The following is a 15,074-nucleotide window of genomic DNA, read 5'->3' as shown; positions in this document are numbered from 1 at the left end:
AGTCACCAGCGTGGCCACCACAGCCAAGCTGGTTGCGCTTACGCGCAACGCGCCATGCCTGGCGCACCACAAAAAAACCGGGCATGGCCCGGTCATTCTGGCGGCGACCTTCAGCGGATGAGCGGTCGCGACTTGCCTGCGTATGCGGATGATTCGATATTCCTGAACGCCTCGATTACCCCGTCGGAGTAAAAACTCTCGAAACGAGGAGACTGGCGTAATCGTGCAAGCTTCGCATCGGCTTCGGCCTTGATCTGCAAAACTGATTTGTCGGCGTTGAGGGCTTTAGTGGTCATGATCGGTTACCTCTAGGTTGAGGACAGCATAGGCTGTGGTCAATTTGTAGGCAAGACCGACACCTGGTACCTGCTTGAATCCATCCCGCATGTACGCAGCGCGAGCTTCGGGAATCGGGTTTTTCACCACTACCCATTCAAAGCCCGATAGCAGCGCATAGTTCCTGACCGCACTAAGGCACAGGGGGGCGATAAAACCAGTAGTTGGTAGTTTGCTGTCGGGATTGCGTTGCAGGTACAGCACCAGGATTTTCTCGTGGCTGTCTTGGGGAGAAGCCCAGCATAGCCCGGCGAGTACTCCATCGTTCCATACGGCTATGTCCAGCGCGCGGGCATGAGCTCGCTTGCGCTTCCAGCGCAAGACCCGCTCCCAGCCAAATTCGAACAAATTGTGATGCCACGTTTCGTAGGCAGTGATCGCTGACTGATCAATGTCGGAGACTGCCAACTGGCATGGCAGAAAAGGTGCACCTCGTTCGCAGATCTCGATGGCTGCCTGCTCACGTGCGGAAAGTTTGTGGCCTAGAAGTATTTTTGCTTGCTGCTCATCCATCGGGGAGGCTGCCGTGGCTCGAAAAGCCACGACTGTAAATGGCCAGGCCAGTTTGGTTAATCGGGAAAAACTTCCCTCGTGGCCTGTTGCCTCCATGCATGCTTCATTCAGTACCCGGCTCCTTTTTTGTAGTTTGTAAAGTCGTGCCTCGATTCTTGGCCTTCGCCGCCAGTGCACGTAACCAACCATTGCCAAACCCCCTCACAGCTATCACCTGCGGCCTCTGTTTCAAACGCCGCTCATCCCTCAATCTGCTCCTGAACCCCATCAGGAGCACTCCACCATGTTCGCTATGCAATATGCCCATCGCCTGCCCGCCGACTACGACCTGCAGATCATCCGCGCGCGTGCTGCCGAGCGCGGGCCCTTGTGGGATGCGACGCCGGGGCTGGTGGTCAAGGCCTTCGTGTTGCAGCAGGCCGGACGGCACGGGGCGACAGGCAATCTCTATGCGTCCGTGTACCTCTGGGCCGATCCCGGAGCCGCTGCGGATTTTATCGCCAGTGAGCGTTTCGACAGTGTCATCCGTTCGTTCGGCCGTCCGCCCATCGAGACCTGGCTACCGGTGCAGGCGCTAAGGGGGCCGGCTCGCCGTGCGCTGACGCTGTATCGCGAGGAGCGCACGCTGGCCGTTGACCCAAGGATTCTGGCGAGAGAGCTGGAGGGCAATCATGCCATCGCCCAGCAGGCCGACACCGTCGCGGTCTGGACGGTACTGGATCTGCACAGCTGGCGCCGGGTGCGTTTCACCTTGTCCGCCGCCGAGCCTGATGCCCGGGATGCCCAGCAGGTTCATGAAGTGCTGCACCTCGCCGCGCCTGGGCTGGCGCAGTTGAGCTGATGGCTCGCCACCGTGATTGGCTGCTCTTGCATCTGGCGGTGGTGCTGGCTGGCGCGGCGGGTGTCGCCGCGCTTGCCCTGGCGTTGGCCGTTATTGCGCGCTGGCTTTGAGCGCTGCGGTCAAGCTGCGCAGCGCCTGACGCAGTTGCACGTCGGAACTGTTGGCGTAGAGCACTGCATCCCTCGCTGGAAGCGGCGGCAGCCCGAGCGTGCGCGTCACGTCCAGGGTGCCCGCCGGGGCGATACGCAAGGGCAGGGCGGCCACTGCCAGCCCGGCTGACACCGCCGCGCCGACTGTGGCATTGCCGCCGCCGACGAATGCCTCCTGCCAGGCCACACCCGCACGATCCAGCGCCTCGATCGCCATGCTGCGCACGCTGCAAGGAGGCGCCTGAGTCGCCAGCGGCAAGGGCTGCCCAGCTTCGAAGCTGAAGTCTCGGCTGGCCATCCAGCCGAAGCGCTCGCTGAGGATCACCTCGCCGTTCTGGCGGCGGTTGTCATGCTGCAGCACCACCGCGGCATCCAGCTGCCGATCGTCGAAATGCTGCAAGGCATCGCGCGATGTGCTGACGTGAATCTCGAACACCGTCTGAGGCTGAGTCTCCTTCAATTGCCTGAGCAATCGCGGTAGCTCGGCGCCGACCAGGTGATGACTGATGCCGACCTTGAGTCGCTGGGCAGGCGCCGAAAACGCGCCCATCGCCTGTTGATGAGCGGCCAGCAGATGGCGCGCAGCACCAAGAAACGCGCTCCCTTGTACCGACAGCCGCACCAGCCTCGGGGTACGCTCGAGCAGACGCTGGCCAAGGCCGGCTTCGAGGCGCTTGATCTTCAGGCTGATCGCCGACTGGGTGGTGTCCAGCGCTTCGGCCGCGCGAGTGAAACTCTTGAAGTCGGCCACCATGACAAAGGCTTCAACCGCTTCGACGTCCAGTGCTTTCATGATCTGGCTATGTTCAATTCGAATGATTGCAAGGTTGTAGCAGATGAAATTGCAATGGTCGAGTCATCGAACCTTGAGCGGCAGCAAGCGGATATCCTTTGGCCATTATTTGTTTCATTTCTGTAGTTAAAGTTATCGAGAACCTCACAGATACCCTATCGAGACCTTTCCAATTCCAATCGGCAAGTCCCGCCACTGGCGGTGTCACAAGGATGTTCTATGAGCGCGCGCGACCCTCTGGGCTACTACGCAGTCCTGGAGTTGCACCACGATGCCACCGAGCAGCAGATAAAAGCTGCCTACCGCCGCAGGGCGATGGTCTTGCACCCGGATCGTAATCCTGGCCGCGACACGACCGAGCAATTTCAAGCACTCAATGAGGCATTCAAGGCGCTGTCCGATGCCGTGACTCGAGCGGCATACGATACCCCCGCCGCATCGGCGGTGCCCGCGGCCGACACAGTGCAACCGCCGCCAGAGCCGATCAAGTGCTCCTGCTGTGGAAAAGTGTCTGCGCAACCGCGAGTGGTGGTGTACCGATCGGTGAAAAGCTTTTTGCTGGTGACGATTCGCAAACCGATCGCTGGCGTGTTGTGCAGCGAATGCGCGCAGAAGAAGGCCTTGAAGGCCTCGGCCTCTACCTGGTTACTGGGTTGGTGGGGGTTGCCGTGGGGGCCGATCCATTCTGCACAGGCACTGTTGGAAAACATGCTCGGCGGTACCCAGCCGGCGCTTGAGAACGCACGGCTGCTGGCCTATCAAGCGTATTGCTTCCATGCCACGGGGCGCCAAGACATTGCCCGCGCGATCGCGGCGGACGGGTTGAATTTCTGCCGCAAGATCCGGCCTACTGCGCGCCAGCCCGCGCTGGTCATCGAACGCGATGACCTTGTTCGGCGCCTTGAGGCGCTGCTGGCACAGGGGCGTCCGGTGGCCGCCGCGCGGTTGAAAAACTCATGGAAAGTCGTCAATCGGTTTTTTGTGTTGCATGCGGGCGCGATGGCGGTGGTGGCGGCTGCAATCACCTTGGCGGTGCTGTATGCCCCGGTGCATGAGCGAAGGTCGCCGAAGGGTCCCATGCCGTATTCCTCTCAAGCGCTGGCGGCGCCCATGACCCAGGCGCCAGCGATGAAGGTCGCTCAGCCAACGCCGCAACAGCCGGCCTATGTTCGACCCAATGCCGCGCCCAATGGCAAACCATGGCCAGCGGTGGCGGGTTATCTCCAGGGCGAACCACAGACCCGGACCGCCGGGCGTTCCGAAGTCACTCTAGACAACGGCCAGAACAGTTCGGATGTGCTGGTCAAACTGGTCACCCTTGCCGGTAGCGTCGCTCGGCCCGCTCGGCAGGTCTTCATCCCCGCCCATGGCAAGTTCACGATACGGAGCATCGAAGCGGGCCGTTACGATGTCAGGTATCAAGACCTGATGACGGGCGGCCGTTGGCGATCCGAGGCGATGACACTCGATGAAACGACCGACGCGCGGGGTATTCGCTACAGCGTCATGACCCTGACGTTGCAGAAAGTCAGGGATGGCAACATGGCGGTGCATGATCTTTCCGAGGAAGAGTTCTGAGCCGTTTGAGGCCCGTCGTCAGGGAGCGAGGGCCTGAGGCCGATTCGCCCTGGCCCCTCAAGCATCATCTGCCTGCGACCCCGCCCGCCAGAGCCTGGCGCAACTTGCCCGGTGACAGACCGAACGTACTCTGGAACTGGCGAATGAAATGCGGCGCATCGGCGAACCCGCATTCGAAGGCTATCTCGCCGATCTGCCGATCCGAGCTCACCAGCAGCCAGCGGCCGAAACGCAAGCGCAGCTGGCGGTAGAACTGCGCCGGGCTGCTGCCGGCCTCAGTGGTGAAGATGCGCTCCAACTGTCGTTTGCTGGTGCCCACCAGTTGCGCGATGGTGTCGATCTCCAAGGGTTCGGCCATGTGCTTCTCCATAAGCATGACCGCCTCGTGCAGGCGGCGGTTGGCCGAGGTGGCGTAGCCCAGGGCCTTGCGGCGGTCTATCAGGCCGGTGGAGCCGCGCTTGGCGACGGTCATCTGGTGCACCACTTTGCCGGCCCGGTCGGGGCCGCAGTGCAGGCCGATCAGGTAGGCGGCCAGTTCGATCACAGAGACGCCGCCCGCGCAGGTGATGCGATCGCCATCGATCAAAAAGTCGCTGTGGGTCACGAACCGCAACGTGGGGAAGGCCTGCTTCCAGTCTGCGCCATGGTAGGCATGTACGCACGCGGTGCGGCCTTGCATCAAGCCGAGGCGGGCGAGCACGAAGCTGCCGGTGCACAAGCCGATCAGCGGCACGCCGGCAGCCGCGGCCTGGTGCAGAAAGGCCGGGTAGCTCTTGGGCACGGTGTCCAGCGAATCGAGCAAGCCACCGATCACGACGATGTAGTCGAAGCGTTGCGGCGCGCTCAGTTCGCTGTCGACCGGTACGTCCAGGCCACCGCTGGAAATCACACGCTGGCCAGGCGTGCCGAGGATTCGCCAGCGGCAGCGAATAGGTCGGCTCTGATCACCGATATCGGCGGCGTGGCGCAGCGCTTCGGTCAACCCAGACAACGACAGCAGCGGGAAGCGCGGCCACAGCACTATGCCGATGGACAGCTCGGCGCTGTCGCGTGGCGGGGGTGGGCGCCGGGCTCGACCGTGGTCGAGGTGCTGCATGAGTTTTTCCTGCGCGCTGGCTGAATGTCGCAAATCTTCAATCATTCGTGCAAAACCTCCAACGGATTCGTGCCATCGCACCACTAGGATGGACCCGTACCAACCGCACGCCGCAAGGCACACGACGGCACCGATGATTGGGGAACACGCGATGCAGCACTATAAGTTACTGCGCCATACCCTGCTATGTGGAGCCTTGCTGGGCGCCTGGATGAATGTTCAAGCTGCCAGCAGCATTGAAACCGTGGAACCCGACACCCTGACCATCGCCTTCAGTGGCGACATGCCCGGCACCGGTTATCAGGACGGCAAGATGGTCGGCTACGACGGCGAGATCCTTCAACGCATCGCCGAAAAACTCGGGCTCAAGGTCAAACCGGCGCTGATGGAGTGGTCGGGCACCATCGCCTCGGTGCAAGCCAGGCGAGTCGATGTCATGGCCGGGACCATGGGCTGGACGCAGCAGCGCGCGAAGATCATGAGCCTCAGCGACCCGATCCACTACTTCAAGAACGGCATCACCCAGACCGACAAGACCCAATGGCACAGCCTCAAGGACCTTGAAGGCAAGAAGGTCGGGACCATCACCGGCTTCTCGTTCATCCCCGAGCTGCGCAAGATCAACGGTATTCAAGTGTCGCTCTATGACACCTCAGATGCCGCCGTGCGTGACCTGATGGCCGGGCGTATCGACGCGGTGATCGGCGATCCACCCGTCATGCAGTACGCCATTTCCCGTAATCCGCAGTGGCACCTGCATTTCGACGCCTTTACCGACGACAACCCGGACTTTCCGCTGCTCACCGGGCTGGGTCAGGTGGTGTTCGGCCTGAACAAGGACAACCCGGCGCTGGTGGCGGCCTTCAATGCACAAATTCAGCTGTTGTGGAAAAGCTGCGAATTGCGCCAGATCGGTTCGCATTACGGCCTGACCCAGGATGTGTGGTTCATCCCCGACGGCAAGAATGTGCGCCCCGGCATCGACCGCCCGGCCGACTGGCAATTGCCCAGTTGCAAATGACCGCGCAGGCCGGGGCGGCTTTGCCTCGACCGCGCATCGATGACCCTGGAGGGCTCGCCCTGTGAACGATTCCACTCAGGCCCTGCTACGGGTCAACGACTTGCACAAGCGCTACGGCGATCTTGACGTGCTCAAGGGCATCAGCCTCGAGCTCAAGCCAGGCGAGACCTTGTCGCTGCTGGGCCCGAGCGGCTCGGGAAAGTCGACCTGCCTGCGCTGCATCAATTACCTCGAAAAGCCCACCCAGGGGGAAATCTGGCTGGGCGACGAACTCATCGGTCAGCGCCAGCAGGGTGGCCGACGGCGTCTGCTCAGCGATCGTGAGATGGCGCCGCAGCGTCTGGAAATCGCCATGGTCTTCCAGCTGTTCTATCTGTGGCCGCACCTCAGTGTGCGCGACAACGTCGCCCTCGGCCCGATCAAGGCCCGGCACCTGCCGCGCCTGCAGGCCTACGAGCTGGCGGACCAGATGCTGGAAAAGGTCCATCTGCGGCACAAGGCCGACGCCTTCCCGGATCATCTGTCCGGCGGCCAACAACAACGAGTGGCGATTGCTCGCGCGCTGGCTCAGCAACCGCGGGTGATCCTGTTCGACGAACCCACCTCGGCGCTCGACCCGGAGCTGGTGGGCGAAGTGCTGGCGGTGATTCGCGACCTGGCCGAGGAAGGCCGCAGCATGATCATGGTCACTCACGAGGTGCGCTTCGCCCGTGACGTAGCGGACCGGGTGATATTCATGGACGGCGGCAAGATCGTCGAGCAGGGGAGCGCCGCGCAGGTCATCGATCACCCCAGCGAGGAACGCACCCGCAGTTTTCTCGGGCGCCTGTTGTCGGAGGATGCGTGATGGCCAACCTGCAGATCTTCCTTGGCTTGCTGCCGCTGTTGTTCAAAGGCGCTGTGGCGGCGCTGGAAATCGCCCTGTGCACCTTGCTGCTGGCCAGCGTGGGAGGCATGACGCTGGCGGTGTTGGCGAGCTTTTCCCGCTCCTGGTTCGTGCAGTTGCTCATCAAGTGCTACATCGAGTGGATGCGTAATGTGCCGGCGCTGGCGCATTTGTTTTTGATCTACTTCGGACTGTCGTATGTCGGCATCAACCTGACCGGTTGGGAGGCTGCGGTCATCGGCTTGAGCCTGGTCGGTACGGCGGTGCTCGCCGATGTGTTCCGCGTCGGGCTGCAGTCCTTGCACCTGGGGCAGCAGGAAGCCGGGCTGGCGGTCGGGCTGACTCAGGTACAGATTCTGCGCTGCATCCTGTTGCCGCAAACTCTGCGCATCGCCCTGCCGGCGTATGCGAACTATGCCACGCAACTGCTCAAGGACACCTCGATCGCCTCGGCCATCGCGGTGCCGGAGATCATGTTCCTGGCGCGCAATCTGGTGACCTCGACCTTCCAGACCTCACTGATCTATCTGGCGGTGATCTGTCTGTACGCGGCGATGATCCTGCCGATCGGCCTGGGCTTCAATCGCCTGGAACGCCGCCTGGGAGCAAGTCGATGATTGCCTTTTTTGCGCAGTATCCCGATTACTGGAGCGACTGGTGGCCGCGGCTGGTCGAGGGCGCGGTGATCAGCGCCGAGTTGTCGGTCGCGGGTTTCGGTCTGGCCCTGCTACTGGGTTGCCTGCTCGCCTGGGCGCTGAAAAGCCCGATCGCGCCGGTGCGGCTCGGCGCCGTCGGGCTGATCCAGATCATGCGTGCCGTGCCGCTGCTGGCATTGCTGTTCGTGCTGTATTTCGCCTTGCCCAGCTGGGGCATGACGCTCTCAGGGTTCAGTGCAGGGGTGATCGGGCTGGGCCTGCAGGGCGCGGCCTACATCGCCGAGATTCTGCGTGGCGGCCTGGATTCGCTGCACCGTGGCCAGCGTGAAGCCGCGCTGGCCTGCGGGCTGACGCCGATGGCGGCGTTCCGCGCGGTGGTCCTGCCGCAGGCGCTGCGCCTGATGCTGGCGCCGTTGCTCAATGCTTATGTGTCGATCCTCAAGGACAGCTCCTTGTGCGCGCTGATCGCTACCAACGAGCTGATGCTGGCGGCCCGGGCCATCGCTTCGGAAAGCTTTTTGCCGATGCACATCTTCCTGCTGGCAGGCCTGTTCTATTTCGTCATCGCCTTCCCCCTATCCATGCTCTCGCGCGGCCTTGAAGTTCGCTTCGCCCGTGGGCGCCGTACCCTCAGAGGCTGAAATCTTGGATCTCATGGACACCGCCAGTGCCGCCAGCATCGCCGACCTGCAAGCCCGGTTCGCCCAGGGTCGCCTCACCTGTGAACAACTGGTGAGCACCCAGCTGGCTCGTATCGCGCAGTACAACGGGCAACTGAATGCCTATATCGAGGCCTATCAGGAACGTGCCCTCGGTGCCGCCCGAGCCAGTGATCAACTGCGGGCGGCCGGGGTCGATCTGGGGCCCTTGCAGGGCATCCCGGTTGCGATCAAGGACTTGTTCGAAATCAGCGGTCGGCGCATCACCGGCGGCTCCCGGGCCAGGCCGTCGCGTGTCTCTACCCACACGGCCACCGCCGTGGCGCGCCTGGAGCGGGCCGGTGCCATTGTGCTCGGCAAGACCCACACCGTGGAGTTTGCCTTTGGCGGCTGGGGCACCAATGAGGTCATGGGGACGCCCTGGAATCCGTGGGACATCACCCAGCACCGTGCGCCGGGCGGGTCCAGCAGCGGCTCGGCCGTCGCGGTAGCCAGCGGTCTGGCGACGGCGGCGTTGGGCACCGACACCGGCGGCTCGGTGCGCATCCCGGCCGGTATGTGCGGGCTGGTGGGCCTCAAGACCACCCGCGGGCTGATCAGCCGCCATGGCCTGATCGAGCTGTGCCCGTCGCTGGATTCGGTCGGCCCCATCACCCGCAGCGTCCAGGACGCCGCCTGGATGTTGGACGCATTGCTCGGTCCGGACCCGCAGGATCCGGTCAGTGCCCTGGCGCCGACGTTCAGCGCCGCGGCCGGGCTCGATCGAGCGGTGGACGGGTTGCGCGTCTGGGTGCTGCCCCACAGCGAACGCGCGGCGATTGCACCCGGTGTACTGGCAGCCTACGACCGGGCGTTGCAGCAGTTGGTGGCGTTGGGCATGCAGTTGGTCGAGCGTAACTTGCCGTGGTCCCTGACCGACTGCATGCAGGTCGCCGGGGGCCTGATGAGCAGTGAGGGCTACGCCAGTCTCGGTGCGCTGTTCGAGCAGGGCGAGCTGCGCTTCGACAGCCACGTCAAGCGCCGCATCCTGAGCGGCAGAGCCGTCTCTGCCAGCGCCTACATCGCCTTGCAACGCCAGCGCCAGCACGCCGAAGTCGCCATGCGCGAGGCGATGCAAGGCCTTGATGTGTGTGTATTCCCGACCAATGCGCTGGGCAGCGTGCCGCTCGGTGACGTCGATGAATATGGCACGCCGCTGGCATTGCTCGGGCGTTTCGCTAATTTGCTGAACCTCTGCTCCGTGGCCCTGCCGGCCGGTTTCGACGAGCACGGCATGCCAGCGTCGATCCAGGTGGTCGGTCGCGCGTTCGATGAGGCGCTGATCCTGCGTGTCGGGCATGCCTATCAGCAGACCACCGACTGGCATCGTCAGCGCCCTGCGGGCTGGGCGCTGGAGGAGGTGGCCCGATGAAAGTCTGTGTGATCGGCGCCGGTATCGTCGGCCTGAGCAGCGCCTGGTTTCTGCGCAAGGCTGGCCATGAGGTGATCGTGGTCGATCAGGCCAGCGGAGCGGGGCAGGGCGCGAGCGCCGCCAATGGCGCGCAGCTGAGCTACAGCTACGTGCAACCGCTGGCCGATCCAGCGTTGCTGTCCGGCCTGCCGAAAATGCTCCTGGAGCGCGATGGCCCGCTTAAATTCACGCCGCGCCTGAGCCCGCCGCAATGGCGCTGGTGCCTGGCGTTTCTGGCAGCCTGCCGCACCGCCGTGTCGCGCCAGACCACCCTCGAGCTGCTGCAACTGGCGAGCGAGAGCCGCGCTGCACTGGAAACCTTCATCAACGAAGAGCAGCCGCAGTGCGACTTCTCACGCACCGGCAAGCTGGTGCTTTACCCGGATGCCGCCGGGCTGGCCAAGGCCGTGGCACAGGCGACCTTCCAAGCCGAGCATGGCAGCCGTCAGGAGATCTGCGACGTGGCCCGAGCGTTGGCCATCGAGCCGGCATTGGGCGACTATCGACGGGCGTTCCACGGCGCCGTCTATACGCCGAGCGAATGCGCTATCGACGGTAGCAAGCTGTGCGTTGAACTGGTCCGGCGCCTGGCCGGGCGGGGTGTCGATCTGCGCTTTGCCACCGCTGTCGAAGGTTTTGCTCGCGAGCGGCGTCGAGTCAAGGCCTTGCGCTGTGCCGATGTGGAGATCGCCGCCGACGCCTTCGTGGTTGCCGCCGGAGCATGCAGCACCGAGCTGTTACGGCCCCTTGGTGTTCAGGTCCCGGTCTATCCATTGAAGGGCTACAGCATCACCTTGCCGATCGCCGCGGGGAGCCATGCGCCGCGAGTCAGTATTACCGACATGCGGCGCAAAACGGTTTTCGCCCGTATTGGCGAGCGCCTGCGGGTGGCAGGTATGGTAGAACTGTGCGGGCTCGACCCAAGGGTCAACCCCGCGCGCATCGCCCAGTTGCAGGCCGCGACCGCCGAAATCTTCGGCGCCGAATGGCTCGCCGAGCAAGGCGATTGCGAGCCCTGGATGGGCTGGCGACCGGCAACGCCGACGGGGCGGCCGATCATCGCCGCCCAAGGCTGTGACAACCTCTATCTGAACTGCGGCCAGGGTGCATTGGGTATGACCTTGGCCTTCGGCAGCGCCCAGCGACTGGTGGCGCTGCTCGATCACTGAAACTGAACACACCGCAGAGCAATACCATGAGTGACATCGAACGTTTCAGCACCAATACGCGCATGTCCGGCGCAGTGTCTGCAGGCGGCTGGGTATTTCTGTCTGGCCAGGTCCCCAGCGATCTGCAGGCGCCGATCGCGGATCAGACCCGTCAGGTGCTGGCCAAGATTGATGGATTGCTGGCCCAGGCCGGCAGTGATTCCAGTCGATTACTGTCGGCGCAAATCTGGCTCAAAGACATCGGCCGCGATTTCGCTGCGATGAATGAGGTCTGGGAAGCTTGGCTGCCGGATGGCTGCGGGCCTGCCCGGGCCACGGTGCAGGCCGATCTGGCGCGGCCCGAGGTGCTGGTGGAGATCATGGTGGTGGCGCTGGCGGGAGTTTGATCCCCCACTGATGACACAAGCGCCACGCTTGTGCGCAGGTGCGTGTGACGTCACACCTTGCGCTGGGCCTGAGCACTCAAGCCCAGCACAAACGTCAACGCGATCACCGTCGCCAGCAACGCCGTCACCCCTGGCCAGGCGAAATGCGCCCAGGTCACTCCGCCGGCCCAGCCCAACACCGCTCCGCCCGCGTAGAACGAGATGAAGTACAGGGTCGAGGCCTGGGATTTGCCCGTGCTCGCCTGTTTGGATACCGAGCCGTTGGCGACAGCGTGAGTGGCGAAGTAGCCCACCGTGAACAGCAGCAGGCCCGCAACGACCACGGGCAGGTAGGTGGGGATCATCAGTACCGCGCCCACGGCGCAAAGTGCCAGCGAACCGATGGTCACGCGTTTGGGACCATGGCGGTCAGCGAGTTTGCCCGCATACGTGGAGGCATAGATGCCCGCCAGATAGGTCAGAAACAGCGAGCCGGTGAAGGTCTGGCTGAGGTTGAACGGTGCCTCGGTAAGGCGAAAGCCCAGGAAGTTGTAGACCATCACCAGGCTGCCCATCATGAAGAACCCGCTGATGTACGCGCGTAGCAGCGCGCGATTGCGCAGATGCAGTCGGTAGTTGTCCAGCAGCAGTTTTAAGTCCGAGCGTTGCGCCACGAAGTGTCGGGAGCGCGGCAGCAGGTAGCTGAACAGCACCGCCGAGATAAAGCCCACCGCACCGATCGAGATCAGGCTGACCCGCCAGCCCCAAGCGTCCGCGACGAATCCGGCCAGCACCCGGCCGGCCATCCCGCCGAACGCTGCGCCGCTGACATATACACCGGCGGCGTAACCGGAATCCGATGAGGCGATTTCTTCGGCGATGTAGGCCATGGCGATGGCCGGCACGCCGCTGAACGCCGCGCCCTGCAATGCTCGGTAGAACAGGAAGGTGTTCCACGAGTCGGCGGTGGCCGAGGCGATACAGACCAGCCCCGAGGTGATCAACGACACCACCATCACCGGTTTGCGGCCCAGGCGCTCGGAGACCAGGCTGGCGAAGGGCATCAGCAAGGCCAGCACGCCGATATTGATCGACAGCGACAGGCTCGCTTGTGCGGGGCTGATCGAGAACGCATGGGTAAACAGCGGCATCAGCGGCTGTACGCAGTTCATCAGGGCAAACGTGGAGATCCCGGCCAGGGTCATGCAGATCGCGATGGCGCGGAAGGCTGAGGTGCCGCGCACGATCTTGTCGCTGGTCGCGCTGGCGGCGGATGAGGGCTCGGAAGGCATCCTGGGGGTGTTTCCATCGGGTGGGCGGTCAGTGGGGCATGGTACGCGACGTTCACTACGGGCTAAAGCGAAAGCGCTTTGCGGGCGGGCATCCTACCGCTCTGCGGATACGCCCGATGCTCGCGCATGCCGCCAAGGCCGCCGCCAGCGCAAAGCCTGCTGCGGTGATGTCGAACGCCCAGCCGTTGGAGGTGGATTCATGCGAGATGGCGCGTAGCTTCAGCGTTGCGCCGATGATGCCCAGCGGCACGGCCATCCCGGTAACGGTCATCCCGGCGATCATCACCAGGCGTCATTCGGCATCGGGCAGGCCATCGTCTTCAGGTTGGTCTGTGAATAATCCGCTCACAGTGGCTGGGTTCCTTGGGACGAGACGTCGACCATAGCGTTACCGCTGGCGGCTTCCCAGCGATTCCTGCCGTGGTTTTTCGCGCTGTAGAGGAATCCGTCGGCGGCCTTGATGAGTGCGTCTGGTGTGGCGTCATCGGTTACAGGGGAGCAACTGGCGATCCCGCCGCTGACCGTGACGATCCCCAGGGGATGTTCGCTATGTTCGATGGCGAGGGCGCGGACAGCCTCGACCATCTCCTGAGCGATCAGGCCGGCACCGGCTTCGGTGGTATCGGGCAGCAGCACGGTAAATTCTTCGCCGCCATAGCGCACCGCCAGGTCGGCCGGGCGCTTGAGCGTCTTTCTCAGGGTATCGGCCACTCGGCGCAGGCAGTCGTCGCCGGCCGAGTGACCGTATTTATCGTTGAAGCGTTTGAAGTAGTCGACATCGAGCATGATCAGGGCCAGGGGATAGCCTTGGCGTTTGGCGCGGCGAATCTCCAGCGCTAGCACCATGTCCAGCTTGCGGCGATTGCCCAGCCCGGTGAGGCTGTCGGTCAAGGCCATCTCTTGTACGGTCTGATGCGCCTGGCGCAATTCGTGCTCCATTTCTATCCGCTGACGCAACTGGCCGAGCACGATAAACCCGAAGCCCGCCAGAAAACCCACCAGCACCAGCAAGTACAGGCCGGTCTTGATCAGGTCGCGGCGCCAGGGGCCGACGAACGATTCCCGTGACAGGCCGGCTTCCACCACCAGGGGATAACTGCTCAGGGCGCGGTAGCCATACAGGCGATAAGTGCCGTCGACCACGGCTTTGACTTCGGCCACGCCCTCGTTGGACACCGGCAGGTAGCGTTTGAAAATGGCGCTGTCGGCCAGCGTCTGGGTGGTGACACCCGGGATGAAGGGGCGCCGAACCAGAATTCGGCCATCGCGCAGCGCCAGCACCAGTGCGCCTTTGTCGTCGATCTTGAAGTCGCCATAGTAGTCGACGAAGTAGCTGACCCGCAGGGTGCCCAGCAACACCCCGGCGAACGAGCCGTCGGGATTGTTGAGGCGCCTTGATATCGGAATGATCGGCTCGCCGGTGGAACGGCTATTGACTACCTCGCCGATGCGCACGCTGCGGTCGGTGTGGGTGCGGTGATAGATGAAGTAATCGCGGTCGGCGTTGTTGGCCTGTTCCGGGGTGACGGCTTTGTCGGTGACTATCCATTGGCCATCGGGGCCATAGATGAACAGGCCGTGAAGCTGCGGCATGATCTTGGCCTGCTGGACCATCAGCGCATGGATCCGGGGTACATCGATGCTCGCCAAGCCATCGCCTTCGACTCGTTCCCCGAGCGCATCGGTCAGCACGTCGACCTGGCGGATGGCATCTTCGGCATGCTGCGCCGTGGCACGAGCCAGGTTGGTGACCGAGTCGTTGGCCATGACGAAGGCCTGCCGGTAATCACGCCATGCGCGCCAGCCTTCGACAGCCACGAAGGTAAGGATCACCAGCACGATGAAACACACCGTCAGGCGAAATACGGTTGCCGCGCGAGCCGTCCCTGAGCTCGTTGGGTCTGGCGGGGGGTGCGGTGGCATGGGTAATCCTTTGCGTCCAGGCATGCTCATTCTCATCCAGTCCCTTTCAGTTTGAACGCGCGATTCTGCCGATTGGCGCTGGACTTGTCGCCACCTCCATTCAGGCAGGCCAGGGGCAGCGAGCATTGCGTCCTGTCTATATAGTAGAGAGGAGACGGCTTTTGCAGAAAAATCGCAAATTGCTGAAATAAAAGGTTGACCGGTTATTCCGATGCTGTATTATTCGCCTCCCGCAGACGAGCACTCAGGTGTTCCAAGCGAGTCAAGTGTTTGAAGTTGTTCAGGTTTCCAGTGAAATACTTCAAAATAAACGCTTGACAAGATGTGAGGCTAGCGTAGAATGCGCG

Annotated in this window: 16 protein-coding genes; 9 read left to right on the top strand and 7 right to left on the bottom strand. The window is 63.1% G+C overall.

All coding sequences use genetic code 11. The features are described 5' to 3' along the window. Positions 1-110 precede the first annotated feature (110 nt). The gene (locus tag AC3WJP_RS28575; protein WP_493724496.1) at positions 111-296 is read right to left on the bottom strand and encodes a hypothetical protein; all 186 of its coding nucleotides are present in this window, start codon (positions 294-296) and stop codon (positions 111-113) included. Beyond that, positions 286-1,038, bottom strand: a complete 753-nt coding sequence (locus AC3WJP_RS28570) for a hypothetical protein (protein ID WP_493724495.1) — start codon at positions 1,036-1,038, stop codon at positions 286-288. The genes AC3WJP_RS28575 and AC3WJP_RS28570 overlap by 11 nt, the downstream gene beginning before the upstream one ends. 94 nt (positions 1,039-1,132) lie before the next feature. Here AC3WJP_RS28570 and AC3WJP_RS28565 point away from each other — a divergent pair, with 94 nt between their 5' ends. Next, on the top strand, positions 1,133-1,690 hold the full coding sequence (locus AC3WJP_RS28565) for a DUF4865 family protein (protein ID WP_493724494.1): 558 nt from the start codon (positions 1,133-1,135) through the stop codon (positions 1,688-1,690). A 90-nt stretch (positions 1,691-1,780) separates the two neighbouring features. Here AC3WJP_RS28565 and AC3WJP_RS28560 read toward each other — a convergent pair whose 3' ends face one another. Continuing rightward, positions 1,781-2,632 (bottom strand): LysR family transcriptional regulator, encoded by an 852-nt coding sequence (locus AC3WJP_RS28560; RefSeq protein WP_493724493.1) that lies wholly within the window; start codon positions 2,630-2,632, stop codon positions 1,781-1,783. A gap of 219 nt (positions 2,633-2,851) precedes the next feature. Between AC3WJP_RS28560 and AC3WJP_RS28555 the strand changes: the two genes are divergently transcribed. Next, positions 2,852-4,210, top strand: a complete 1,359-nt coding sequence (locus tag AC3WJP_RS28555; protein WP_493724492.1) for a J domain-containing protein — start codon at positions 2,852-2,854, stop codon at positions 4,208-4,210. Positions 4,211-4,274: 64 nt separating this feature from the next. Here AC3WJP_RS28555 and AC3WJP_RS28550 read toward each other — a convergent pair whose 3' ends face one another. Continuing rightward, complete coding sequence (locus AC3WJP_RS28550; RefSeq protein WP_493724491.1) at positions 4,275-5,306, bottom strand: GlxA family transcriptional regulator; 1,032 nt, start codon at positions 5,304-5,306, stop codon at positions 4,275-4,277. Between the two features lie 151 nt (positions 5,307-5,457). Here AC3WJP_RS28550 and AC3WJP_RS28545 point away from each other — a divergent pair, with 151 nt between their 5' ends. The 7 genes from AC3WJP_RS28545 (at position 5,458) to AC3WJP_RS28515 (ending at position 11,533) form a co-directional block, all read left to right on the top strand. Beyond that, entirely contained in the window at positions 5,458-6,327 is an 870-nt protein-coding gene (locus AC3WJP_RS28545) for an ABC transporter substrate-binding protein (RefSeq protein ID WP_493724490.1), read from the top strand. A gap of 61 nt (positions 6,328-6,388) precedes the next feature. Further along, positions 6,389-7,174, top strand: coding sequence for an amino acid ABC transporter ATP-binding protein (locus AC3WJP_RS28540; protein ID WP_493724489.1), 786 nt, complete (start codon positions 6,389-6,391; stop codon positions 7,172-7,174). Further along, on the top strand, positions 7,174-7,830 hold the full coding sequence (locus AC3WJP_RS28535) for an amino acid ABC transporter permease (protein WP_493724488.1): 657 nt from the start codon (positions 7,174-7,176) through the stop codon (positions 7,828-7,830). Before AC3WJP_RS28540 ends, AC3WJP_RS28535 begins: the two co-directional genes overlap by 1 nt. Continuing rightward, positions 7,827-8,510 carry an amino acid ABC transporter permease gene (locus tag AC3WJP_RS28530; RefSeq protein WP_493724487.1) on the top strand — a complete coding sequence of 228 codons (684 nt, stop codon included), beginning with the start codon at positions 7,827-7,829 and terminating at the stop codon, positions 8,508-8,510. Before AC3WJP_RS28535 ends, AC3WJP_RS28530 begins: the two co-directional genes overlap by 4 nt. 13 nt (positions 8,511-8,523) lie before the next feature. Next, entirely contained in the window at positions 8,524-9,939 is a 1,416-nt protein-coding gene (locus AC3WJP_RS28525) for an amidase (protein WP_493724497.1), read from the top strand. Then, positions 9,936-11,147 carry a D-amino acid dehydrogenase gene (locus AC3WJP_RS28520; protein ID WP_493724486.1) on the top strand — a complete coding sequence of 404 codons (1,212 nt, stop codon included), beginning with the start codon at positions 9,936-9,938 and terminating at the stop codon, positions 11,145-11,147. Before AC3WJP_RS28525 ends, AC3WJP_RS28520 begins: the two co-directional genes overlap by 4 nt. A gap of 26 nt (positions 11,148-11,173) precedes the next feature. Further along, a complete protein-coding gene (locus tag AC3WJP_RS28515) occupies positions 11,174-11,533 on the top strand; it encodes a RidA family protein (RefSeq protein WP_493724485.1) in 360 nt (119 codons plus the stop codon). A 50-nt stretch (positions 11,534-11,583) separates the two neighbouring features. Here AC3WJP_RS28515 and AC3WJP_RS28510 read toward each other — a convergent pair whose 3' ends face one another. The 3 genes from AC3WJP_RS28510 to AC3WJP_RS28500 form a co-directional block, all read right to left on the bottom strand. After that, positions 11,584-12,804: an MFS transporter gene (locus AC3WJP_RS28510; protein ID WP_493724484.1), complete on the bottom strand. Its 1,221-nt coding sequence runs from the start codon at positions 12,802-12,804 to the stop codon at positions 11,584-11,586. Positions 12,805-12,859: 55 nt separating this feature from the next. Continuing rightward, a complete protein-coding gene (locus tag AC3WJP_RS28505; RefSeq protein WP_493724483.1) occupies positions 12,860-13,087 on the bottom strand; it encodes a hypothetical protein in 228 nt (75 codons plus the stop codon). A gap of 62 nt (positions 13,088-13,149) precedes the next feature. Then, a complete protein-coding gene (locus AC3WJP_RS28500) occupies positions 13,150-14,751 on the bottom strand; it encodes a sensor domain-containing diguanylate cyclase (RefSeq protein ID WP_493724482.1) in 1,602 nt (533 codons plus the stop codon). Between the last annotated feature and the right edge of the window lie 323 nt (positions 14,752-15,074).

The sequence above is a fragment of the Pseudomonas sp. GW821-FHT01A09 genome (assembly GCF_058986725.1).
The sequence above is the reverse complement of the archived record's forward strand: the minus strand, read 5'-3'. Positions and strand labels throughout refer to the sequence as shown.